At 32.2% G+C, this 24,792-nt stretch carries 19 protein-coding genes, 3 tRNA genes and 1 pseudogene; 7 read left to right on the plus strand and 16 right to left on the minus strand.

Going from position 1 to position 24,792, the window contains the following annotated elements; genetic code table 11:
- Nucleotides 1-97 precede the first annotated feature (97 nt).
- The 3 genes from ACUXZJ_RS08690 (at nt 98) to ACUXZJ_RS08700 (ending at nt 2,564) form a co-directional block, all read left to right on the plus strand.
- Nucleotides 98-520 (plus strand): hypothetical protein, encoded by a 423-nt coding sequence (locus tag ACUXZJ_RS08690; RefSeq protein ID WP_063744100.1) that lies wholly within the window; start codon nt 98-100, stop codon nt 518-520.
- Nucleotides 501-797, plus strand: a complete 297-nt coding sequence (locus ACUXZJ_RS08695) for a DUF721 domain-containing protein (protein ID WP_060381770.1) — start codon at nt 501-503, stop codon at nt 795-797. Before ACUXZJ_RS08690 ends, ACUXZJ_RS08695 begins: the two co-directional genes overlap by 20 nt.
- A gap of 90 nt (nt 798-887) precedes the next feature.
- Entirely contained in the window at nt 888-2,564 is a 1,677-nt protein-coding gene (locus ACUXZJ_RS08700) for a thiol-activated cytolysin family protein (RefSeq protein WP_081078383.1), read from the plus strand.
- Nucleotides 2,565-3,071: 507 nt separating this feature from the next.
- Here ACUXZJ_RS08700 and typA read toward each other — a convergent pair.
- The 6 genes from typA to proS form a co-directional block, all read right to left on the minus strand.
- Nucleotides 3,072-4,871, minus strand: coding sequence for a translational GTPase TypA (gene typA, locus ACUXZJ_RS08705; RefSeq protein WP_060381772.1), 1,800 nt, complete (start codon nt 4,869-4,871; stop codon nt 3,072-3,074).
- 269 nt (nt 4,872-5,140) lie between these two features.
- Nucleotides 5,141-5,392, minus strand: coding sequence for a 30S ribosomal protein S20 (rpsT, locus tag ACUXZJ_RS08710; RefSeq protein WP_014165564.1), 252 nt, complete (start codon nt 5,390-5,392; stop codon nt 5,141-5,143).
- A gap of 157 nt (nt 5,393-5,549) precedes the next feature.
- Nucleotides 5,550-5,621: transfer RNA gene (locus tag ACUXZJ_RS08715), tRNA-Glu, on the minus strand.
- A gap of 27 nt (nt 5,622-5,648) precedes the next feature.
- Nucleotides 5,649-5,720, minus strand: a tRNA-Glu gene (locus ACUXZJ_RS08720).
- Nucleotides 5,721-5,756: 36 nt separating this feature from the next.
- A tRNA-Glu gene (locus ACUXZJ_RS08725) sits at nt 5,757-5,828 on the minus strand.
- 120 nt (nt 5,829-5,948) lie between these two features.
- Nucleotides 5,949-7,427, minus strand: a complete 1,479-nt coding sequence (gene proS / locus ACUXZJ_RS08730; protein WP_063744202.1) for a proline--tRNA ligase — start codon at nt 7,425-7,427, stop codon at nt 5,949-5,951.
- A gap of 98 nt (nt 7,428-7,525) precedes the next feature.
- Between proS and ACUXZJ_RS08735 the strand changes: the two genes are divergently transcribed.
- The 3 genes from ACUXZJ_RS08735 (at nt 7,526) to rimO (ending at nt 11,700) form a co-directional block, all read left to right on the plus strand.
- Entirely contained in the window at nt 7,526-8,659 is a 1,134-nt protein-coding gene (locus ACUXZJ_RS08735; RefSeq protein WP_063744099.1) for a hypothetical protein, read from the plus strand.
- Between the two features lie 64 nt (nt 8,660-8,723).
- The gene (locus tag ACUXZJ_RS08740) at nt 8,724-10,256 is read left to right on the plus strand and encodes an OmpP1/FadL family transporter (protein WP_063744098.1); all 1,533 of its coding nucleotides are present in this window, start codon (nt 8,724-8,726) and stop codon (nt 10,254-10,256) included.
- Between the two features lie 142 nt (nt 10,257-10,398).
- Nucleotides 10,399-11,700, plus strand: coding sequence for a 30S ribosomal protein S12 methylthiotransferase RimO (rimO, locus tag ACUXZJ_RS08745; protein ID WP_063744097.1), 1,302 nt, complete (start codon nt 10,399-10,401; stop codon nt 11,698-11,700).
- 268 nt (nt 11,701-11,968) lie between these two features.
- Here the strand turns inward: rimO and ACUXZJ_RS08750 are convergent, their stop codons facing one another.
- Nucleotides 11,969-14,161, minus strand: a complete 2,193-nt coding sequence (locus ACUXZJ_RS08750; RefSeq protein WP_063744096.1) for a B12-binding domain-containing radical SAM protein — start codon at nt 14,159-14,161, stop codon at nt 11,969-11,971.
- A gap of 535 nt (nt 14,162-14,696) precedes the next feature.
- Between ACUXZJ_RS08750 and ACUXZJ_RS08755 the strand changes: the two are divergent.
- Nucleotides 14,697-15,170 (plus strand): annotated as a pseudogene (locus tag ACUXZJ_RS08755) (integrase core domain-containing protein); the annotation flags it as partial.
- A 187-nt stretch (nt 15,171-15,357) separates the two neighbouring features.
- Here ACUXZJ_RS08755 and ACUXZJ_RS08760 read toward each other — a convergent pair.
- The 9 genes from ACUXZJ_RS08760 to ACUXZJ_RS08800 form a co-directional block, all read right to left on the minus strand.
- Nucleotides 15,358-15,669 carry a hypothetical protein gene (locus tag ACUXZJ_RS08760; protein WP_446194724.1) on the minus strand — a complete coding sequence of 104 codons (312 nt, stop codon included), beginning with the start codon at nt 15,667-15,669 and terminating at the stop codon, nt 15,358-15,360.
- Nucleotides 15,642-16,121 (minus strand): DUF7738 domain-containing protein, encoded by a 480-nt coding sequence (locus tag ACUXZJ_RS08765; RefSeq protein ID WP_446194726.1) that lies wholly within the window; start codon nt 16,119-16,121, stop codon nt 15,642-15,644. The genes ACUXZJ_RS08760 and ACUXZJ_RS08765 overlap by 28 nt, the downstream gene beginning before the upstream one ends.
- 72 nt (nt 16,122-16,193) lie before the next feature.
- The gene (locus ACUXZJ_RS08770) at nt 16,194-16,958 is read right to left on the minus strand and encodes a DUF7738 domain-containing protein (protein WP_446194728.1); all 765 of its coding nucleotides are present in this window, start codon (nt 16,956-16,958) and stop codon (nt 16,194-16,196) included.
- A 72-nt stretch (nt 16,959-17,030) separates the two neighbouring features.
- Entirely contained in the window at nt 17,031-17,795 is a 765-nt protein-coding gene (locus tag ACUXZJ_RS08775) for a DUF7738 domain-containing protein (protein WP_158512437.1), read from the minus strand.
- Nucleotides 17,796-17,851: 56 nt separating this feature from the next.
- Entirely contained in the window at nt 17,852-20,281 is a 2,430-nt protein-coding gene (locus ACUXZJ_RS08780; RefSeq protein ID WP_060381782.1) for an HET-C-related protein, read from the minus strand.
- Between the two features lie 3 nt (nt 20,282-20,284).
- Nucleotides 20,285-22,204, minus strand: a complete 1,920-nt coding sequence (locus tag ACUXZJ_RS08785; RefSeq protein WP_060381783.1) for a type VI secretion system Vgr family protein — start codon at nt 22,202-22,204, stop codon at nt 20,285-20,287.
- A gap of 33 nt (nt 22,205-22,237) precedes the next feature.
- Nucleotides 22,238-22,627: a type VI secretion system tube protein TssD gene (tssD, locus tag ACUXZJ_RS08790; protein ID WP_060381384.1), complete on the minus strand. Its 390-nt coding sequence runs from the start codon at nt 22,625-22,627 to the stop codon at nt 22,238-22,240.
- Between the two features lie 223 nt (nt 22,628-22,850).
- Nucleotides 22,851-23,237, minus strand: a complete 387-nt coding sequence (gene tssD, locus ACUXZJ_RS08795) for a type VI secretion system tube protein TssD (RefSeq protein WP_060381383.1) — start codon at nt 23,235-23,237, stop codon at nt 22,851-22,853.
- Between the two features lie 624 nt (nt 23,238-23,861).
- Nucleotides 23,862-24,725: a sigma-70 family RNA polymerase sigma factor gene (locus ACUXZJ_RS08800; protein WP_014164868.1), complete on the minus strand. Its 864-nt coding sequence runs from the start codon at nt 24,723-24,725 to the stop codon at nt 23,862-23,864.
- Between the last annotated feature and the right edge of the window lie 67 nt (nt 24,726-24,792).

A 24,792-nucleotide genomic window follows, 5' to 3' on the forward strand; every position in this document is an offset into this window, starting at 1 on the left:
AGAAAAAATACAAGGTTTTTTTATAAAAAATTCTATAAAATAGTTTTATTATCGTTTTATACTCCTTATTTTCGTCCACATAATAATAACAATAAATATGAGGTTAACCTGTAATATTCTACTTGTTTTTTTACTTATTTCATGTACTAAAAAAATAGAATTAAAAGAATTAAATAAATTAAACGGTTATTGGCAAATAGAAAAAGTAGAAGTTGTTGAAGGAGAGGATAAAAAATATGAAATAAATGAAAATTATGATTATTTTGAGGTCATAGAAAATCAAGGATTTCACAAAAAAGTACGTTGGCAACCTACAGGTAAATTTTTAATTAACGATTTACAAGAAACAATAAAAGGAATAGAAAAAGAAGGTAAGATTTATTTAGAATTTAGTTCCAAATTTGGAAAACACAAGGACAAACTCCTAAAAATTACAGACCAAGAAATGATTTTAGAAACAGAAAATGGAAATGAAAATTATTATACTAAAGTAATGAAAGATGGCAAAACGATTGAATAATGATAGTCCAATAGGAGATATTCTAAAACAAATTATTCAGACCAACAAATTAGAGAAAGGACTAAATCAAATTTCGGTAGTTGATGCTTGGAAAAATTTAATGGGAAATGGAGTAAATTATTATACACAAGGAGTTATATTAAAGGGCTCTGTTTTATATGTTGAATTAACATCTGCCGTTTTAAGAGAAGAATTAAGTTATGGAAAAGATAAAATTATAAAAATGATAAACGAAGAGTTAGGAGGAGAAATTGTAAAAGACGTTGTTTTACGGTAACTTTTCAATTTATCCAAAACAACTAGAGTTATGTATAATGTTTAAAATAAAGAATAAGCTTATTGATTAGATAATTACAAATAAATGTGTATGAATTTTTTAAAACTAAATGCTAGGTTGGCATTACTATTTGTAATGCAAATGTCAGTCTTGAGTTGTAACAACGAAGACGTTTCGGGTAATGAATCCTTAAAAGAGGATAAAGTTCTTAATGAGAAAGGGATTTATGCTGGTCCTAAAACAGAATTAAAAATTAGTAGAAGAATCCTTTCTCCATCATCAAATGAAAGAGGCTATTCAAGCTGTCAAATTATTAAAGAAAATTTTGATAAAACATTTGGTAACTTTTCAAAATTAGGAACGGGATCTCACCTAATGTGGCCAGGTAACCTGATTCAAGGAAGCACTATTGCTACAGGAAACTTAGGTTCTATTCCTGTAGATGCAAGTGGAAGAAATAGCATTGAAGTAAAAGTTGATGCCTTCTCATCCAGTTCATCCAGTCCATCCAGTTTAAATGTAGAAAATCCAACAGCAGGAAAAGTACAAGGTGCCTTAGAAAAAATCATTGAAGGATATTATACATCAGGAACTAAATTTCCTGCTAACTATACCATTGATATTAAAAGAACGTATGATAGCAAACAATTACAAGTGGCTTTGGGGGTTGGTTATACAGGACCAGCTATAGGGTTGTCAGGTAGTTTTGGAATAGACTTTAAAAAGAATAAAACCTATTATGCTGTTACGCTTAAACAAAAATTCTTTAACGTGTCAGTATCTGCAAAACCAGGACTTCAAGGCGATTTTGGTTGGATAAAAAAAGAATATCCAAGATCTGAATTTGATAAATATATAGGAGTAGATAATCCAGCAGTTTATATATCGTCTGTAACGTATGGTAGATTATACGCATTGGTTTATGAATCGGATGAAAGTTCTTTAGAAATAGAGCAAGCTTTAAACTTTGCTTATAAAAACCCTACGGCTAATATTACAGTAGATCAAAAAATAAAATATGCTAATACACTACAAAATACAAGAGTATATGTAAAACAATTAGGAGGTAATGCAACCAGTGGATTAGAATCTTCATTAGGAGCTTTTGCAGGGAATTTTGATAAAGTAAGAGACTTTATAGTTAAAGGAGCAGAAGTTTCTAAAGAAAACCCAGGATACCCAATAGAGTATACCGCTGTAAATATTGAATCAAACCTTGATGTTACCATTAATGTTAACGGAGTATCAAACTATTCAGAATGTGAAGAAACTTTATATACAGCAAAGACTTATGATGAAGCCAAAAAAGCAGTGGATAAACTAAAATCAGATTACGGTATAGCTAATTGTGCCAGAATTATCATATTCAATAATACAGATAGAGAAATTGTATTGAAAAATTATACACCTTGGTATGGAAGTTATTTTTACAATACACCACCAACCTCTATTCCAGTAAAAAAATACGGATATGTTTTAGCAGTTCATAAAACAGGAGCGTCAACAGGTACATTTAACCAAATAGCATATACTATAGATGATAAAACAGTAAGTTTTGGAACCTATGCACCTTGGGATCAGTTTAGAACCAATAATGTTTTAGTTGATTTTAAAGAAATAACAGAATCAGAGTTATATAATAATAGTGTGCGTCCTTCTATTGAAAAACTACAAGGCTCTTTTAGAGTAAGAGGTACTATTGCAACAGGAGATGCTCCTTATGTAAATTTTGAAGTTAATGGAAAAGGAAATAGCTATGTAAACTAAATAGTATTTAATTTAGAGAGGCTGTTTGAAAAGTAAAAAATTAACGTTAATTTTTTACTTTTCAAACAGCCTCTTTTTATTTCCGAAAACGAAGAGGAAAATAAGGTTTAATAGTCAAAAATAATATAATTTAAACTTAAAATATACTGGATTTAAAAGTAAAGTTCTCGATACGTTTTTTAAAAAACAACTTGGACAGACGGTTGAGTATATAATTGAAATCATCGTTCGTTCGAACGCGAAGTTCATCGAGAACCAACACTAATTTTTGTTGTTTTTGTAGATACCCTATTTTTAAAAAGAAAATTCAAAGTTTAAATGATATATGCACTTTATCTGATTCCTACTAGGGTCGGGATGACAAGAAGAACCCTAAATAAAATACCTCATGTTTATCACTCCGGTAAGGAGGAGTCACATAATCAATATTTAAAAAGGAATCATAATTAGGATTATATTTCATAAAATAAAAAAACCAGCCTTTAAAGACTGGTTTTAGGTATTTAATTATGCTATTTTATTACGTTTTCTGTCATTTTCATTTAAAAAGATTTTACGTAAACGAAGTGATTTAGGAGTTACTTCCACATACTCATCTTTTTGAATATATTCTAATGCTTCTTCTAATGTGAATTTTATAGCAGGAACAATTCTAGTTTTATCATCAGCGCCCGCACTACGGAAGTTTGTTAACTGTTTCGTTTTAGTGATATTTACAACCATATCGTCACCACGAGAGTTCTCGCCAATTACTTGACCTTCGTATACATCTTCATTTGGATCTACGAAAAACTTACCTCTTTCTTGTAATTTATTAATTGAATAAGGAATTGCTTTTCCGTTTTCCATACAAATTAAAGAGCCGCTGATACGACCTGCAATTTCACCTTTATATGGTTGATATTCTAAGAAACGGTGTGCCATAATAGCTTCACCCGCTGTAGCTGTTAATAATTGGTTACGTAATCCAATGATACCACGAGAAGGAATGATAAATTTAATAATCATACGTTCACCTCTTGGCTCCATACTTAACATTTCACCTTTACGAACCGTTACAAATTCTACTGCTTTACCTGATACGTTTTCAGGTAAATCAATTGTTAATTCTTCAACAGGCTCACATTTTACGCCATTAATTTCTTTAATAATAACTTGAGGTTGACCAATTTGTAATTCATAACCTTCGCGGCGCATCGTTTCAATTAAAACAGATAAGTGTAATACACCACGACCAAAAACCATAAATTTATCAGCAGAATCAGTTTCGTTAACACGTAATGCTAAGTTTTTTTCTAATTCTTTTGTTAAACGATCTTTAATGTGACGAGAAGTTACAAATTTACCTTCTTTTCCGAAGAAAGGTGAGTCGTTAATTGTAAAAAGCATACTCATCGTAGGTTCATCAATAGCAATAGTAGCTAACGCTTCTGGATTTTCAAAATCAGCTACAGTATCACCAATATCAAAACCTTCTAAACCTACAATAGCACAAATGTCACCTGCAACGACTTCTTGTACTTTTTTACGACCAAGACCTTCAAAAGTATGTAATTCTTTAATTCTAGACTTTGTGATTGATCCGTCACGTTTTACGAGTGAAATATTCATTCCTTCACTCAAAATACCTCTCTGTAAACGGCCAATTGCTATACGACCTGTAAATGATGAGAAGTCTAATGAGGTAATTAACATTTGCGGAGTACCTTCAGAAACTTTAGGAGCAGGTACATTGTTTAAAACCATGTCTAAAAGAGGTTCTATAGATGAAGTTTGAACTTTCCAATCCTCGCTCATCCAGTTGTTTTTTGCAGAACCATATACACAAGGGAAATCTAATTGTTCTTCAGTAGCTCCTAACTCAAACATTAAGTCGAAAACTTTCTCGTGTACTTCTTCAGGAGTACAGTTTTCTTTGTCTACTTTGTTTATAACCACACATGGTTTTAAACCTAAATCAATTGCTTTTTGTAATACAAAACGGGTTTGTGGCATAGGTCCTTCAAAAGCATCTACTAACAAGCATACTCCGTCAGCCATATTTAATACTCGTTCTACTTCTCCTCCAAAATCCGCGTGACCAGGAGTGTCTATAATATTAATTTTTGTCCCTTTGTAGGTAACTGATACGTTTTTAGAAGTAATTGTGATACCGCGTTCGCGTTCTAAATCATTATTATCAAGAATTAAATCCCCTGTGTTTTCATTTTCTCTGAATAATTGACAGTGGTACATAATTTTGTCAACCAAAGTTGTTTTACCGTGGTCAACGTGTGCGATAATGGCAATATTTCTAATTGATTCCATGTGTGTGATTTTTGAAGGTGCAAAATTACAATTATTTTTTTCTAATTCAATCGTTAAGTGATGATTAGTTTAAAAAGATTTATCTCCTTTATAGTAAATTTGATATTATGTATTAAGATATTTGGTTTTTGGAATGAATTTATAAGGAGATGTCTTTTATGTGTATAGATTGTTGATCTTATTCTGGGTTTATAATGAAGTTTTGATTTGTATTATAAAGAAAAAATCCCGAATTATTCGGGATTTGCTTTTGAACACTTAATTATAAATTATAAAGCTGCTACGTGTCTTGTTAGTTTTGACTTTAAGTTAGAAGCTTTATTGTCGTGTATGATGTTTTTCTTAGCTAATTTGTCGATCATTGAAATAACGATTGGTAACTTAGCAACTGCTTCTGCTTTATCTGTAGCTAAACGGATAGTTTTGATAGCGTTACGAGTAGTTTTGTGTTGGTATCTGTTTAATACTCTTCTTTTTTCGTTACTTCTAATTCTTTTTAAAGCGGACTTATGATTTGCCATTTTTTTTTAATGTTAATTGTAATAATAATTTATAAACTATTAGTTAAAAAAGAAAAACCTCCCATAATTATTTGAATAATCACTTTGGTTTTAACTAATAAAATAATACTTGAGACACTAAGTAGTTATTTTATAAAACTTATTTACAACTAATTTGTAGCCCGTAGGGGAATCGAACCCCTCTTGCAAGAATGAAAATCTTGAGTCCTAACCGATAGACGAACGGGCCAAGATGCCTTATAGTGTTTTAAAGTTGTAGCCCGTAGGGGAATCGAACCCCTCTTGCAAGAATGAAAATCTTGAGTCCTAACCGATAGACGAACGGGCCATAAGGCATTTGTTTTTTTCAGTATTTCAATTTTTGTAGCCCGTAGGGGAATCGAACCCCTCTTGCAAGAATGAAAATCTTGAGTCCTAACCGATAGACGAACGGGCCTTTTTGTACTTTGATTGCTTTTGTTGAGCGATCATTTCCGTATTGCGAGTGCAAAGATACACACATTTTTTGTTTTTGCAATAGCACTCGCAATTTTTTTTTGTTTTTTTTTGTCTTTTTTTAGTAAGCCTTTGCAAATAAGACTCTTCCGTTTGAAGGATTTCCTGAAAAAATACAAATTCCATTTTCTTCTTTTCGTTCCAAAGGGATGCAACGTATAGTTGCTTTGGTTAATTCTTTTATTTTTTCTTCCGTTTCTGGGGTTCCGTCCCAATGAGCAGATACAAATCCTCCTTTGTTTTCTAAGATATCTTTAAACTCATCAAATGTGTTTACTTCTGTAATATGGGTATTTCTATAATGTAAAGCTTTGGCAAACATTTCGGTTTGGATTTCTTCCATTAAGCTTTGAATAAAGGATACTACTTTCTCTTTGGTTACTACTTGTTTAGATAAAGTGTCACGACGAGCAATTTCAAAAGTTTCATTTTCTAAATCTTTAGGTCCTATAGCTACGCGAACAGGGACTCCTTTTAGTTCCCATTCAGCAAATTTAAACCCTGGCTTTTGTGTGGTTCTGTTGTCAAACTTAACAGAAAGTCCTAGTTTTCTTAAGGAGTCAGTTAGTTCATCAGCTGCTGCTGTGATCTTTTTTAATTCTTCATCTGATTTAAAAATAGGGACTATAACGACTTGAATAGGAGCTAAGTTAGGAGGTAGTACTAATCCGTTATCGTCAGAGTGAGTCATAATTAAAGCTCCCATTAAACGAGTAGAAACTCCCCAAGAGGTTCCCCATACATATTCTTGTTTTCCTTCAGCATTTGTGAATTTTACATCAAAAGCATTTGCAAAATTTTGACCTAAAAAATGAGATGTTCCTGCTTGTAATGCTTTTCCGTCTTGCATTAATGCTTCAATGCAAAAAGTTTCTTCAGCTCCTGCAAAACGCTCATTAGCGGTTTTTACCCCTTTTACTACTGGTATAGCCATAAAGTTTTCAACGAAATGAGCGTATACATTCATCATTTGTACTGTTTCGTCTAATGCTTCTTGTTTTGTAGCATGTGCTGTGTGGCCTTCTTGCCACAAAAACTCAGCTGTACGTAAGAATAAGCGTGTGCGCATTTCCCAGCGTACTACATTGGCCCACTGGTTAATTAATAATGGAAGGTCTCTATATGATTGAATCCAGTTTTTGTAGGTACTCCAAATAATGGCCTCAGAAGTAGGGCGTACAATTAGTTCTTCTTCTAATTTAGCATTAGGGTCAACTATTAATTTACCAGGTCTATCTTCATCATTTTTTAAACGATAGTGTGTAACCACAGCACATTCTTTTGCAAAACCTTCTGCATTTTTTTCTTCGGCTTCAAACATGCTTTTAGGGACAAAAAGAGGAAAATAAGCGTTGCTGTGTCCTGTCTCTTTAAACATTTTATCTAATTGCGCTTGCATTTTTTCCCAAATGGCGTATCCGTAGGGTTTAATAACCATACATCCTCTAACTGCTGAATTTTCAGCTAAATCTGCTTTTACTACTAGTTCATTATACCATTTAGAATAATCGTCTGCGCGTTTTGTCAAGTTCTTGCTCATTATCAATATTTTGGCACAAAAATTGTGATTTGTTAAAGTTGAAATAATTTGTGCAAAACTAGTTATTTTTGTATTGTCCAACAATAAAAAATTGAGAAATGAAAACAAACTTTCAATATTTAAGAAATGCTGTTGTTAAAATAGTATTGGTAAGCATAAGTATACTTATACAGGCTTGTGCTTCTTATCAAAATATTTCCTATTATGATAATGATGGGATTTATGGTTCTACTCATAAGGAAACCAAAATAATTCAAGAGGTTAGAGATCAAAATAATGATGGTGGACGTTATAAAGAGTATTTTGGTGCTAAAGCAAATGATTTTAAAATCTCTAATAAGGAAGTGTTTACAGATATTGCTAGTTATACTTCAACTTTAGATACTACTAAAATAGTATCTAGAAAGAATTATGAAGGTTGGGGAGGCAATAATAAAGAGGTAACGGTAAATGTATACAATAATTCTTGGAATCATTGGGGTTGGAGTTATGGAACATGGTGGAACCATTGGGGATATAGACCTTATTATTCTGGATTTAGTTATTGGAATGATTGGTATTATAGCCCTCATTGGGGATATACTTATTATGGTCCTTATTGGGGATCTGGTTGGTATGACCCTTACTACACTAATACGTATTATGGTTGGAATAATTCTTATTATTATGGAAGAAATTACAGTTATAGTGGAGAAAGAAGGTTTGGAGGATATGATGGAGGAAGTTATTTAAACTATTCAAATTCGTTCTTAAATTTTGATAGAACTACGGATGTATTGTATAAAAGAAATTATAATACGAATCCATATTATATTGGTTCAAGAAGAAATGGGGGAGATACACAAGATTATATAACTAATACTAGATCTAGAAACTATGAATCTTCACCAAGGAGTTATGAAACACCTAGAAACTATGAATCTTCACCAAGGAGTTATGAAACACCTAGAAACTATGAATCTTCACCAAGGAGCTATGAAACACCTAGAAACTATGAATCTTCACCAAGGAGCTATGAAACACCTAGAAACTATGAATCTTCACCAAGGAGCTATGAAACACCTAGAAACTATGAATCTTCACCAAGGAGCTATGAAGCGCCTAGAACTTATGAATCTTCACCAAGGAGTTATGAAGCACCTAGAAACTATGAATCTTCACCTAGAACTTATGAAACACCTAGAAATTATGAGTCTTCACCTAGATTTTATAATAATGGAGGACGTAGGTAATCATAGTTTAAGATTCAAAATTTGTTAAATGCTATCTTATATTTAAGGTTTTATAAGTAAAAAAATGAAAAAGTTTTATTTAGTATTTATTATTCTTATAAGTTTTTTGAATAGTAATGCACAAGGAGTAAAAGAAGCTCTGCAATATTCCATAATAGATATGAATGGAACCGCTCGATTTAGGGCACTAAGCGGTGCTTTCGGTGCTTTGGGAGGAGATTTGTCAGCGATAAGTATAAATCCAGCTAGTTCTGTGGTATTTGCAAATAATCAATTTGCTTTTACCCTGAATAATAGATACAATGCTATTAGATCTCAATATTTTGAAACAAGTACAAATACAAATACTAGTAATTTGAATTTTAATCAAATAGGAGGTGTTTTTGTTTTTGAAAATAATAATAAGTATTCAGATTGGAACAAATTTGCTTTAGCGTTGAATTATGATAATCAAGCAAATTTTAAAAATGCTGTAACTGTATTAGGTGAAAATTCAATAAATTCTATTGATAAATATTTTTTAAACCATGCAAGAGGAATGCGCTTTTCTGATATTGCAGGTTTAAATTATGATCAAATGGGCTTTACTCAAACTCAGGTAGCTCTAGGTTATAGGTCTCAATTGTTAGATTATGATACAGTAAATAATGTATTTTATGCTAATATTTCACATGCTTCCGATGGTAAGAAATATACACAACAAAGTTACATAACAAATACAGGATATAATGGCAAATTAGCTTTTAATTTTTCTACAGAATATGATAAAAAATGGATGTTAGGTCTTAATTTAAATGCTCATTTTTCTGATTATACACAACAAAAAACGTTTACAGAAAAAAATGACAAAGCATATTATTCAAAAGGAGCTACTATTAATGAGGTGTTATTTTATAATGAATTAACAACAAAAGGTTCGGGGTTTTCATTTCAAGTAGGGGCTATTTATAAACCTGTTGCTGGGTTGAGACTAGGGCTTACGTATGAATCGCCTACTTGGATGGTTTTAGAAGACCAACTAATACAAAGAATTTCTACTTCAGGAGTCGTTGTCAAACCAGTAGGAGGAAGTACGATTTATAGTCCTGTTGCTAATAAAGTAGATCCGAGAACAACCATTATTTTTGCGCCCTATACAGTAGTTACACCTAGTAAATGGAGTTTTAGTGGGGGATATGTTTTTGGTAAACAAGGGTTTATTAGTTTTGATTATAGTGTAAAAGACTATTCTGCAATTATTTTCAAGCCTATTAACCAATTTAATAATCCAAATGAAAATAATTCTAACAATATATTCTCAAATTTATTTAGAACATCTAATGAGTTTAGAGTAGGTGTTGAGAAAAAAATAAAACAATGGAGTTTACGTGGAGGGTATAGATATGAAGAGTCACCTTATAAAGAGAAAAATTTAATGAGCGATTTAATTGGTTTTTCAGGAGGTTTTGGATATAATTGGGGAGGCACAAAATTAGATTTTGCTTTTTCTACTTCAAAAAGAAACTATAAAGAATTGATTTTTGAAGGAGTTCCTGATTTTGTTAGTTATTCTAGAAGGAATAATAATGCAACCCTAACACTTTCATTTGAGTTATAAGTAAATTAAATAAAAATATATTAAACCTCTTGTTTATAAAGACTAACAAGAGGTTTTGCTTTAAAGTAATAGGTGTTTTTGAATTAGAGTGTCTTATCTTTCAAAATTTTATCGTAATTTTGCACTCCAATTTTTTACAGTCATGAGAACCAAGTCGTTAAAAAAAAATAAAATCAATGTAATTACCTTAGGTTGTTCTAAGAATGTATATGATAGCGAAGTCTTAATGGGGCAACTAAAAGCAAGTGGCAAAGACGTAGCGCATGAACAAGAAGGGAATATTGTAGTAATTAATACTTGCGGTTTTATTAATAATGCAAAAGAAGAATCGGTTAATACAATATTAGAATACGTAGATAAGAAAGAACAGGGTTTGATTGATAAAATTTTCGTTACAGGATGTTTATCGGAAAGATACCGTCCCGATTTAGAAAATGAAATTCCAGACGTAGATCAGTATTTTGGAACGACAGATTTGCCTTTGCTTTTAAAAGCTTTAGGAGCTGATTATAAACATGAATTATTGGGTGAACGTTTAACGACTACCCCCAAAAATTATGCGTTTTTAAAAATAGCAGAAGGCTGTGATCGTCCTTGTAGTTTTTGTGCGATTCCTATTATGAGAGGAAAACACGTATCACAATCTATAGAAAAATTAGTTAAAGAAGCTGAAAATTTAGCCAAAGACGGTGTAAAAGAATTAATTTTAATTGCGCAAGATCTAACTTACTATGGATTGGATTTATATAAAAAAAGAAATTTAGCAGAGTTATTAGAAAACTTAGCAAAAGTAGAAGGTATAGAATGGATTCGTTTGCATTATGCTTTTCCTACAGGGTTTCCTATGGATGTATTGGAGTTAATGAAACGAGAGCCTAAAATTTGTAACTATCTAGATATTCCTTTGCAGCATATTTCAGATAGAATTTTAAAATCAATGCGTCGAGGTACTACGTATGAAAAGACAACCCAATTGATACATGATTTTAGAAAATTAGTTCCTAACATGACCATCCGTACAACGCTTATTGTTGGGTATCCAGGTGAAACAGAAGAAGATTTCCAGATACTTAAAAATTGGGTTGAAGAAATGCGATTTGAGCGTTTAGGTTGTTTTGCTTATTCTCATGAAGAAAATACAACTGCTTTTGAATTAGAAGATGATGTGCCAGATGAAGTAAAACAAGCACGTGCTAATGAAATTATGGAAATTCAGGCTCAAATTTCGTGGGAATTAAATCAAGAAAAAATAGGTAAAACTTTTAAATGTATTATAGATCGCAAAGAAGGACCTTATTTTGTAGGAAGAACGGAATTTGATAGCCCAGATGTAGATAATGAGGTTTTGATAGATGCTTCCAAGTTTTACTTAAAAACAGGAGAGTTTGCAACTATTACTATTATTGATGCAAGTGAGTTTGATTTGTATGGCGAGCCCGTTTAAAATAGTAGATTATTGATAAAAAAGACTGTATAAAAAAGGAAGTTGTTGTGTTATTTGGATTCTCTAAAAAACACAGAAGTGAATGCCCGTCAACAATAGAAGAAGAGCAATTGAATCTTAAATATTCTTTTTTATACAGTTTTTTTATAAAAGAACACCAAATGAAATTAATGAAATTCTTTAATTTTAGTATAAAGAAGTCTATAATAACTCGTAAAATGAATATATAGATTATAGTATAAACTGATAGACATAATTTTAAATAATACTATAAACATATTAAACCATTTTCTTTAATTAGGTTTAATGATTTTGAAAACCAAAATATTTCAAAATCTTCAAATTTTTCTTCAAAGCTATTTTTCATTTGCCCTAAATTTTGTACAACATTGTTTCTAATATCTAAATCAGTTAGCTTTTGAAGTAGCCAGAGGCCGTGTTCTTTTTCTAGATGAATTGAAAAACGGTTTGTTTTTGTATCAAAAATCATTTCTGCCATTTCCCAAGATTTTCCTTTTTTATTTTTTGTAAAAAATTTAATTTGAGGAAGAGGAGCTATGTAATAAACTTTTTGATTAGGTTTAAAGTTAAATGAATCTTCAGTTAAGAGGCAATTTTCAATAAAATTAGGGGCAATTTTAGTTCGAGGAATTTTAAAATCAAACCAATCTTGCAAAGGAAAATCAAAACATAAACCGTGCATATAATTGAAAAGTGATTTTTTTAAACCAAAACTAAACTGATCGTGATTAATTCCTGTTTTATCTCTAAATACAATATCATTATTAGCAAAAGTGATCTCGTTTATTTCTGGAATTACACCAAAATCATCAGGATTCATTCCCACAGGGCTATGTGCAGTCATGGCAAACTGATGCCAAAAACCACTTTGTAATACACCCATCTCAAAAAGTTGACGTACCATTTCTAGACTGTCAATTGTTTCTTGAATTGTTTGGGTTGGATACCCATACATGAGATAAGCATGTACCATAATACCTGCTTCGGTAAAATTACGTGTTACACGAGCCACTTGTTCTACTGTTACACCCTTTTTTATTAAAGTTAATAAACGATCAGAGGCTACTTCTAATCCGCCTGATACTGCTATACAACCTGAGAGTTTTAGAAGCAAGCACAGATCTCTCGAGAAACTTTTTTCAAAACGAATGTTTGTCCACCAAGTTACCACTAGATTTCTTCTTAAAATTTCTAATGCCACTTCTCTCATAAGAGCAGGAGGAGCTGCTTCATCAACAAAATGAAAACCACTTTCACCTGTTTGCTGAATGAGGTCTTCCATACGGTCTACTATAATTCGGGCATGAATAGGTTCGTAAATTTTAATGTAATCTAATGAAATATCGCAAAACGTACATTTTCCCCAATAGCAACCATGTGCCATAGTAAGTTTATTCCAACGACCATCACTCCATAAACTGTGCATAGGATTGGCTATTTCTATTACTGATATGTATTGATCAAGTAATAAGTCAGAATAATCAGGAGTACCTACCTCACTTTGTTTATAATCAGGTTGTGTACAATTGTTTTTAAATATAACTTCATCATTTTTAAGGATAAAAGTTCGTTTTAGTTGTATTTCTTTAGAGTTCGTATTGTGAATATGAGTGTATAATAATTCTAATGGTAACTCACCATCATCAAGAGTAATGAAATCAAAGAATTCAAAAACTCTTTTGTCCTTTAAATCGCGGAGTTCTGTATTTGGAAAACCTCCCCCCATAGCGGTTTTTATTTCAGGATAATGTTTTTTAATGAATTGTGCGCAACGAAAAGCACTATATAAATTACCTGGAAAAGGAACAGAAAGACAAATGAGTTTTGGTGCTGTATTTTTAATTTTCTCTTGTAGAATTTCTAGTGTAATAGAATCTATATAAGTAGGTTTTTCTTTTAGGAAATTATATAATTCATCAAAAGAATTAGCACTTCTTCCTAATCGTTCAGCGTAACGACTAAAACCGAAATTTTCATCAACACATTCTATAATAAAATCAGATAAATCTTCAAGATATAAAGTGGCTAAATGTTTTGCTTTATCTTGCATTCCCATATTACCAAAAGCCCAATCCATGTCGTCTAATTGTTGGAAACGAGAGGCTTCGGGTAAGAAATTTCCTGAACAGATCTGGCGCGCTAGTGACGGTTTTTTTCCTTGTAAAAAGGCAATAACACTTTCAATTGTTTTTATGTAGTCATTTCTAAGAGAATAGATTCGTTGATTGTTTTTAGTTAAATGTTTGATTTCTAAATTTTTAATTTCAAATATTTTTTCAATACCTTCTTTAGAAAATAATTTTAAAATAACTTCAATACCTAGATCCATTTGAAAAGAAGAAATAGATTTAGTATTCAAAAAACCCTTTATATAGGCAGTAGCTGGGTAGGGTGTATTTAGTTGGGTAAAAGGAGGAGTTATGAGTAAAATGGTTTTCAAGGGATTATTTTTTTTGCAAAGGTAAATCTAAAAAAGCATTTTGTTAAGGTTTTAAATCTATGAAATTGTTTTTTTTTATACTTTTTGAGTGATCTATAAAAAGGATTAAGAAGCAATTACTGCTTATGAGTTTTAAATAATTTTATATCCTAATAAATTAGTACATAATTCATTCATAACTCTACTAGAGCTTCTTCTTTTTTCTTATCTTTAAGAGCTTATAGTTTATTTACTATTCAATCGACTATGTCATAATCAATATTACTTAGTGTAAAATTCAAAACGATTATTTTGCTTTGTTTAAATTTTAAAAACACTTCATTCAATGCTACTTTTTAATTTCAAAAATATTTGTTTTATTTAATTTACCATTTAAAATAGCCTCCTTAAATTCACATTCTAATCCCTTTTTCTTATTTATAATAAAAGTATCAAATTTGAAACTATAGATTTTAAATAAATTATTATCAATGTTTATTTTGATTGTATCTTCTAATTCAAAACCATATCCATATTTATATTCACAATAGTAATCGATAAAGTGCTCCCATTTTATCAAGGACAAGATGTTTCTTTACTTAGAATACTTACCGATAGAGGAACAGAGTATTATGGTTCAGAAGATCACGATTTTCAACTTTATCTAGCTATTGAAGGCATAGATCATACTAAAACCAAAGTTAGAAGTCCTCAAACTAATGGTATTTACGAACGTTTTCATAGAACTATACAAAATGAATTTTATGCCATAGCTTTTAGAAAAAAAGTTTATAACTTAATTGAACAACTTCAAATAGACCTTGACCTTTGGCTGATAGAATACAATCAAAACAGACCCCATTCTGGTAAGTTTTGTTATGGACAAACTCCTTTAAAAACTTTTTTAGATACCAAATATTTGGCAGATGAAAAAAACTTGAATAAATTGCATCGGAATCATTTTTTTCTTTCATCTGAAAAAGCCCCTCAGGGAATTGAAAAAACAAACAATCTGACAAACTTAATTTAACTTACAACTGTCAGGTAAAGTATTGGCTATTACATCATTGTAAGGTAAGAGTAAATACCACAACTATCTACTTTGATCGTAGCGGTTTCTAAATCTATTTTTTTTCTTGTTTCATTTGACAACTTACATTTATGAAACTTAAAAGGATCAGATATAGATAAAAACTTAACTTCACGACTTAGTACTATTAGTTATTTTTTCTGTATTCTTTCCTGAATTCATAATTTGTTTTCTCTTCACGAGCTATTTTAAGGAACTCTAGTGTTCCGTTAGAGGTAAAAGTTAATTCATAATACTGTAACCTACCGTCTTTACACTCGCAACCTGGTGCGCGATAATCGCCTCCAAAAGTATCTGTTGAATTGTGAGAATCATTCACGCCATCAATATCTTGATCAACATAACCAAACCGATCTGAAAAAGATAATTTTTCACGATTTTCGTTGATTTCTTTAACTTTCATTCCTGCTCCTACTGGATTTCCATGTAAATTAACCATTCCTTGATAAGTGGTAAAAGGATAGACAAATTTTTTTTATATAATTCATCAATTTGTCCCTTAATAATTTGAAAATCTTCTTCTTTTTTATATTCAGGAAGTTTTTTCATTTCTTCCGCCCATTTTTCAGCCTCTTTTATTTCTTCATCTGTACTCTGTTTCCACTCTCTAGCCTTACTTAATAATCCAGCTTTTCCATCAGGACTGTCCAAATTGACAAAATAAATGTAAATAGCATCTACCACGTTTTCTCCTATTTCCCAATCGCTTATGGAAATTCCTAATTTATCCCAAGTGTAACCTTGATCCGTAGTTCTATCTGGTTTTCCTAAAACTTTTTCCCATTGTGCCACCGAGTCGCCTAAATCTAAGCGATGGCCTTTGTAATAAATACCACAACTATCTACTTTGATCGTAGCGGTTTCTAAATCTATTTTTTTTTCTTGTTTCATTTGGCAACTTACATTTATGAAACTTAAAAGGATCAGATATAGATAAAAACTTAACTTCATGACTTAGTACTATTAGTTATTTTTTCTGTATTCTTTCCTGAATTCATAATTTGTTTTCTCTTCACGAGCTATTTTAAGGAACTCTAGTGTTCCGTTAGAGGTAAAAGTTAATTCATAATACTGTAACCTACCGTCTTTACACTCGCAACCTGGTGCGCGATAATCGCCTCCAAAAGTATCTGTTGAATTGTGAGAATCATTCACGCCATCAATATCTTGATCAACATAACCAAACCGATCTGAAAAAGATAATTTTTCACGATTTTCGTTGATTTCTTTAACTTTCATTCCTGCTCCTACTGGATTTCCATGTAAATTAACCATTCCTTGGTAAGTTGTAAAAGGATAGACATAATTTTTTTTATATAATTCATCAATTTGTCCCTTAATAATTTGAAAATCTTCTTCTTTTTTATATTCAGGAAGTTTTTTCATTTCTTCCGCCCATTTTTCAGCCTCTTTTATTTCTTCATCTGTACTCTGTTTCCACTCTCTAGCCTTACTTAATAATCCAGCTTTTCCATCAGGACTGTCCAAATTGACAAAATAAATGTAAATAGCATCTACCACGTTTTCTCCTATTTCCCAATCGCTTATGGAAATTCCTAATTTATCCCAAGTGTAACCTTGATCCGTAGTTCTATCTGGTTTTCCTAAAACTTTTTCCCATTGTGCCACCGAGTCGCCTAAATCTAAGCGATGGCCTTTGTAATAAATACCACAACTATCTACTTTGATCGTAGCGGTTTCTAAATCTATTTTTTTTTCTTGTTTCATTTGGCAACTTACATTTATGAAACTTAAAAGGATCAGATATAGATAAAAACTTAACTTCATGACTTAGTACTATTAGTTATTTTTTCTGTATTCTTTCCTGAATTCATAATTTGTTTTCTCTTCACGAGCTATTTTAAGGAACTCTAGTGTTCCGTTAGAGGTAAAAGTTAATTCATAATACTGTAACCTACCGTCTTTACACTCGCAACCTGGTGCGCGATAATCGCCTCCAAAAGTATCTGTTGAATTGTGAGAATCATTCACGCCATCAATATCTTGATCAACATAACCAAACCGATCTGAAAAAGATAATTTTTCACGATTTTCGTTGATTTCTTTAACTTTCATTCCTGCTCCTACTGGATTTCCATGTAAATTAACCATTCCTTGGTAAGTTGTAAAAGGATAGACATAATTTTTTTTATATAATTCATCAATTTGTCCCTTAATAATTTGAAAATCTTCTTCTTTTTTATATTCAGGAAGTTTTTTCATTTCTTCCGCCCATTTTTCAGCCTCTTTTATTTCTTCATCTGTACTCTGTTTCCACTCTCTAGCCTTACTTAATAATCCAGCTTTTCCATCAGGACTGTCCAAATTGACAAAATAAATGTAAATAGCATCTACCACGTTTTCTCCTATTTCCCAATCGCTTATGGAAATTCCTAATTTATCCCAAGTATAACCTTGATCCGTAGTCCTGTCAGGTTTTCCTAATACCCTTTCCCATTGAGAAACTGAGTCGCCTAAATCTAAGCGCTTGCCCTTGTAGTAAATACCACAGCTATCAACTTTGATAGTAGCGATTTCTAAATCTATTTTTTTATCTTGTTTCACTTGGCAACTTACATTTAAAAAAGTTAATATGATAATGCATAAAAATGATTTTATTTTCATTGAGTGTTTTCTTTAAAATAGTTCATTATTTCTTTTATTTTTTTGACCGTTTTATCATTGAGAACTTCTGTCTTATGATGGCTATGCTCATAGATAGTAGCATATTTTAATTTTTCTAGAATACTTTGAGGGGTGTCTTTTAACCAATCGTTTATTTTTTTATTTGTCCACATCGTTTTAGTTGATGAAGGATGAACAAAGTAGGTTTCTGCTACATAATTGGCTAATTGAGTACCATTCATCCCTTGTTTAAATTTTCTACCCACATCTTCAACGGCAATTTTTGACAATTCGGCAGAGAGTTTGTTGAGAGGGTGGGTTAATGAATCTTTTGCTAGTTGAGAATGAGAGGGACTGTTACCATATTTTGTATTGATGTGACTTTGTGCTTCTGGGATTACTTCGTCAAAAGAATTGAGTATAATATTGATGACTAGCTTTGGGAATATAGACATTATCTGGGCACTATAATCCATCGATTTTTGAGTAGCTTCTAATACTTTAACACCAGCTTTTTCAGCAAAAGTAGTAATGCCCCATTCTTTTTTATCAGCGTTTTGATACATAGTTGCCATAGCATCTTGAAATTTCAAATAGCTCTCAAACCAATTAAGCCAAGTAGAAATTTCAACACCTACATATGATGAACTCTTTTTTGCCGTATCACTTTTCTGTCCTTTAGCCAAATCTTGTAATGCTTGCAAAACAAACATTTCTCCTAAAGTTCTTTCTTTTGGTTTTCTACGTTTATACTCTTCAATATGAGGCTTAAAAAAAAGCTCGGCAACTTTAGGTCCTACACTGGCAATGGTATCATCAGTAAGAAAAGTTCCACTTACTACAGGCAATTCTTTGTAACTTTTTCCTTTGTATTTTTCAATCCAAGGATAAACATCTGCTCCAGCTTTTCGCAATAATAATTCTACGAAATTAGTATGGGCAAAAAAATCTTCCAGTACGTGTAAGGCAGCACCTAAATGTCTGAATCCTTCTACAGTTTGACCTTTAGAACAAGCTAAAACTATTTGTTCCTTCATATAGGTCACGGTTGCTGGACGTTCAGGATAATCTATCCAGAAAAAGTTGGACATATTGCGAGTTTTGTCAATTTTCCAAGATATACCATTATCGCCTGCATAAAGCGTTTTTAACTTTCCATTGTAAGTAAATGAAATTATTTTGCCTTTATCATCAGTAATTTTAGATTCATCAAGTAAACCTTTAGGATTGTCAATATGTTCTTCAGGTCTATAAATTCCCAAAATATCTTTTGTTAATCCGCCAAAATTTTTATTGAATTTTTCTCTGAGAGTATAATAATTTTCAGAAGGTGTTCTTTTATCTTCCTTTTCGGCTTCATAAACGAATTCTTTAATTGCTAATATTTCCATCAATGAAACTAATCCTTGATGTGAAAATTTCATCGGAGCTGCCTCTCTAACTACTTTGTATTTTTTCTGAACCTCTGTTGCTACATTTGTACTTCTAATAGAAATTCCTACGATAATTTGAGAAAAATCACGGAGCCAATTCCCATAATAAATATTTCTGACTTGCTGGCTAGAAAATAAATCTTTCTTCCTCAGAGCTTCAAACTCAATATCCCCGTGTGCGTATGCATTATTTTTATTTTCTTTACGGTTTCTTCCTGCGCCATAGTTAGAAATGTCTTCTCCTGATACTTCATCAAATTGATTCGTTTCATCTACAAATTTTGTAATTTCATTTTGTAATTTAGAAAAATCTACTTTTAAATCTCCTTTATAAGATGGTATCTCTGCTTTTGCATAAGTTAAAGTGGTCTCTTTAAATATGTCGAATTTGAATAGTTGATATGCAAATCTAGCTCCTTCATCAATTACATCTTCATCAGCAATTTCATTAGTTAACAATTCAGTTCTTAATAAATTATCTATATGATGGCCATATTCTTCAACTAATGTAGCGAGAAGTTCCGCACTTTTTTCATTGTCCTTGGAAGCTTCTTCTATAAATTTTTCATACACAATTATTTGTTTTCTTTTATTGCTATAGCCAGCTGGTTTTCCTTGAACAGGATATATTGAAACTAAAATCTCTGGATTATTGATTTTACGATCACTTAATGCTCTGTATAGTTTACTTAAAGCTTGAGTTTCAATATCGGATCCAAAAATTTTATACGCAAAAAGCATAAACGTTATTTCGCCTAATTCATCAGCTAAATTACATAATTGATTGTGTGCATAATCACTTTCCAGTTTGTATGTTGATTTTTCTACGGTTATTTCTGGACTTTCAGGCTTCCCATAACTCACACCTTTTTCATCACCTTTAAAACTTATAGATTTAAGTGAATTTAATACTATATCTTCTTTGGCATACCAAATATCATTTCCTTTTGTTGTCTCTATAATTTTTCCGCCAACATTTCTTATCCTAGTCATTTTTTAAAAAGATTTAGATTGTTCAGCACTGTTTATTTTTGCTTCTTTTTTTGAATGTTTAGCTATTTCGCCTTCACTACTAGAGGTAATTCCTTTTTGGCTATTTGTAATCCTTTCCTTTTCAGTGTGCGATTCTAGATTTCCAATAATATTCTCTATTAAGTTACCTTTGACATCTATTAAACTATTGCCTGCTACAAATAAACTATTCATCATACCCACTGTTACTGATTTATTAGCTCTAGCACTTTCAGTTATATTCATACCAGCGGAGGTTGTAATATTCATTCCTGCTGTCATGCTAATATTTCCACCAGCATTCATAGTAATATCATTAGGCGCATTCACATTAATATTCCCATGACCGTCCATCGTCCAAGTGTTGCCACTAGGATCCTCTATAAAAACAGAACCTTGGGCATCGTTTAGAATAATTTTAGTTCCAGATCGGGTATGAATGGCTTTTACATCATTGCCGCTAGTATGGTACCCACTGGTTTCGCTTCCGTTATAATGAGTGCCTAGTACAAAAGGTTTTTCTGCATTGCCGCTTTCAAAACCTACAAGAACTTCTTCGCCTATTTCGGGGATAAAATGAAATCCTTTGCCTGCTCCTGAGTGGGGTTGTATTAGGCGAATCCATGGGGTTTTTTGGTTTTTTCTTTCTTGCCATGGAAATTGTACGCGTATACGCCCCATACTCATAGGATCGTTGTTGTCTACTACCCGTGCGGTTTGTTCTTCGCAATTAGGATAGGTGTTGTCGTCAAAATAAGGAGGGGTCCATAAATCGGGAATGGCTACGAACTCGTTGTAATAGCTATTGCCATCATGAAAATGTTGAATTTCTATGATGCGATAGGTTTCCATAGGACGGTCGTTTATATCAACTAGTTTGGTTAGATCGCCTTGTTTGAGTTGGGGGTCTTTGCTTTTGCCTTTTACGATCATCAGGTTTTCTCTGAGTTCTTTTTGTTTTCGTACGGCATCTTGTAACTCTCTATCGGTTCGGTTGTTGATACCCGTGGGGTTGTGGAGTTTGTTGGGTTTTTTATGGAATACGTTTTTTGAGGCTTTTAGGGCTACTTGTTGATAGGGGTTGACTTTATTTTGTAATTGAGCCGAGGCGCTATCTCGTTGTAGGCTGGTGCCTGATTCTACATCGTAGGTGGTGTAGGTAAATTGTTGTGGTTTTACTGATATTTCAAAGGATACGTGTACTAGGTCTACACTTTCGTCTAGGTTTATGATTTTAGGGCCTACTTTGTTGCCTAACACTAGGCTCTGTCCGTTGTAATACAGGTATTCGCCATAGCGTATGGCAAGTTGTTGTAAAAATTGATAATCTGTTTGGTTGTATTGTACGGTGTAAGGCAACACATTTTGGGTGTTGTTGTTTCGGACAATGGTATGAAGGGTGTCTTTGGGGTATTGGGCGGTTATGTCTTGAAAGATTTCTTCTAGGGTTTTGTTTTCAAAACTTTGGGATTCAAGTCCTTGTTCTAACATAATGGTAGGAGCGTGTCCTGTAATATATAGTCTACCGTAACCGTCTTTTTTTAAAAGGTTTAAATGGGTTATAATGCCTGTAAAGGTTTGTTTTATTTCTCCAAATCGGTGCAGGTGGATGTGTATGGTTTTTCCTAGATAATTTTTAGAATTTTCCATGATGTAGGCTTCTTCATTGTCTAGGGAATCGGCACGGGTATCTAGGGTAAAGGTGTCGTGTTCGTTGGTTTTTTGATGGAACTGTAGGTTAAAATGGGATTTTTCTAGGAAGGATTTGCCTTCTATGGTAAGGGTGCAGTAGACTAATGGACTGGATTTGTCGGCTAAAAAGTCTTTAAAGGAACGTAATGAGGCGTATTGTGCTATATCATCAGGATGATTGAGTCTTCCGTAGTCACTGTTATAAGTATCCATAGCGTGTATGTGTTTTAGTTGTTTAGTTGTTGTTTAATCTTTCCATTTCTTTTCGTGTGTAGCTTCGTTTAGAACAAATCGTTTGGCCATTAGGCGTAGGGCTATTTGTAGCGGTTCGTTGTTTTTAGCATCAAAGTATTCGGAAAAGGAAACACAATAGGCTTTTTCAAATTTTAACTCTTGTAGTTTGCTCATGGCATCTCTTCTAAAGAATGTAATGGTACCGTTTTTGGTTTGACTGTGGTCGAGCATCCATTGTAATAGGTTGGATTTTCCGTTGCTTTCTATACGGATATTAATTTCGCCTCCTTGAGGCATTCCTTCGGGTTTTCCTGTAGCGTCTATTTGTTGTGTAAAATTATAGTCGCAACTGAGTATGTTATAGGTGTTTCCGTCTAGTTCTAATTTAGCTAAAAAGGACATGTTTGTTTGTTTTTAGGGTTGTTTATTTGAAAGAAAAAAGAAAAAAGGCGATCCCAAAAGATCGCAACTATCATTTAATGGAGTTCTTTTTAGACTAGGGTTGACCAGTGTAAAACCTAGGGGGTAATACAATGATTGATCTAGCCAATGTCATTTCCTTATGGAAAGTAACAAAGAACTGGGGGTTAAAAAGTTGCTTTTAGGGAACGCCTTTTTGAAGGGATTATACCCATTCGTTTTCGTAAGCTCCTGAACCTAGTTCAATTTTTTTAGCTGAAATGGTAAAGGTTTCTGTTAATGGATTTACGCCTGTTGAATCAAAGTTTTCTCTGAATTTTACTACGTAAGCTTCTGAAAATTTTAATTCTTTTAGAACTGCTTCGCTGTCTCTTTTAAAGAATTTTACACTTCCGTCTTTTCTTTCAAATGAGTTGGTCATCCACTCGAAGAATGAAGTGTCTGCAGTACCTTCAATTGTTAATTCAATTTTTCCTCCTCTAGTTACAGTAGAAGGTCTACCCGTTGCGTCTGTTTCTTGAAATAAACCGTAGTTTACATTTAATACTGTGTACTCTTTTCCTGCTACTGCTAATTTTGCTTTAAATGACATAATTATAAATATTTAAAAAATTAAGAAATACATAAGGATATACCTATAAAGGTATAGAGTAGGTTAAAAAATGATTTGGGGGTGGGTTTTGTTAGGTAATAACCAATTTGAGTAGGATCGTTTGGTTTTTGTGCTTTCATAACATATTTTGTTTTTAATAATAATAACCATTTATGGAAATATGATTAAGTCAAATATAGTAAACTTGTTTTATAAAAACAAGTTTTTGTTATAAAAATATTTTGTTTAATTTAATAAAATATAAAATAAGATTTTTGTTTATTATAGGAGGGGTATGTTTTAAATTTTATAATAAAAAAGTAAAAGGAGGAAGTAATATAAAGGATTTTTTTACAGATGTAGTTTTGTTATGTTGTAGGCAAAAAAGAATATTTTTTAGATTTAAAGTTCTTTTTATTTTTAATAAATTTCTATTAATGGGTTTGTGTTTAGTGAGTATGGTTTGTAATTATTCTATGAATTAGATATAAAATAAAACTCCGGTAATCAGCCGGAGTTTCAATCATCAATCAAAAAACGAACAGTCTTGGACTGTTGTTGCGGTATATAATCTTTTAATTATAACTTTTATTGGTAAAGTTAGTAATTATTAGAAAATTGATCTTATCCGAGATAAGTTTTTAAGATTTTGCTTCTAGAGGTATGTTTTAATCTTCGAATTGCTTTTTCTTTAATTTGACGAACACGCTCACGGGTTAAGTCGAAGGTTTCTCCAATTTCTTCTAATGTCATGGGGTGTTGATCGCCTAAACCGAAATATAAACGTACTACATCTGCTTCACGAGGTGTTAGTGTTTCTAAAGAACGCTCGATTTCGGTACGTAGTGACTCATGGATTAATTCTCTATCAGGATTTGGTGATTCTCCAGATCGTAGTACATCATACAAATTAGAGTCTTCACCTTCTACTAACGGGGCATCCATAGATAAATGACGTCCTGAGTTTTTCATTGATTCTTTTACGTCATTTACAGTCATATCTAACTCAGCTGCTATTTCTTCAGCAGATGGAGCGCGTTCGTTAGATTGTTCTAGGAGCGCATACATTTTATTGATTTTGTTAATAGATCCAATTTTATTTAAAGGAAGTCGTACGATACGAGATTGTTCTGCTAAAGCCTGTAGGATAGATTGACGAATCCACCATACAGCGTATGAAATAAATTTGAAACCACGTGTTTCGTCAAAACGCTGAGCTGCTTTAATTAGTCCTAAATTTCCTTCGTTGATTAAATCGGGAAGGGTTAAACCTTGATTTTGATATTGTTTTGCCACGGATACTACGAAACGTAGGTTCGCTTTTGTTAATTTTTCTAAGGCTCTTTGATCCCCTGCCTTGATGCGTTGTGCTAATTCTACTTCTTCATCTGCAGTGATTAGATCTACTTTACCAATTTCTTGTAGGTATTTGTCTAGGGAAGCAGTTTCACGGTTGGTTACCTGCTTAGTAATTTTGAGCTGTCTCATTTAAAAATCTCTTTGCTTTTTAAAAGTTGTAATGGTTATACGTAAGCACTTGATAAAAAGTTACAAA

It is taken from the genome of Flavobacterium sp. TN-1, from assembly GCF_052828645.1.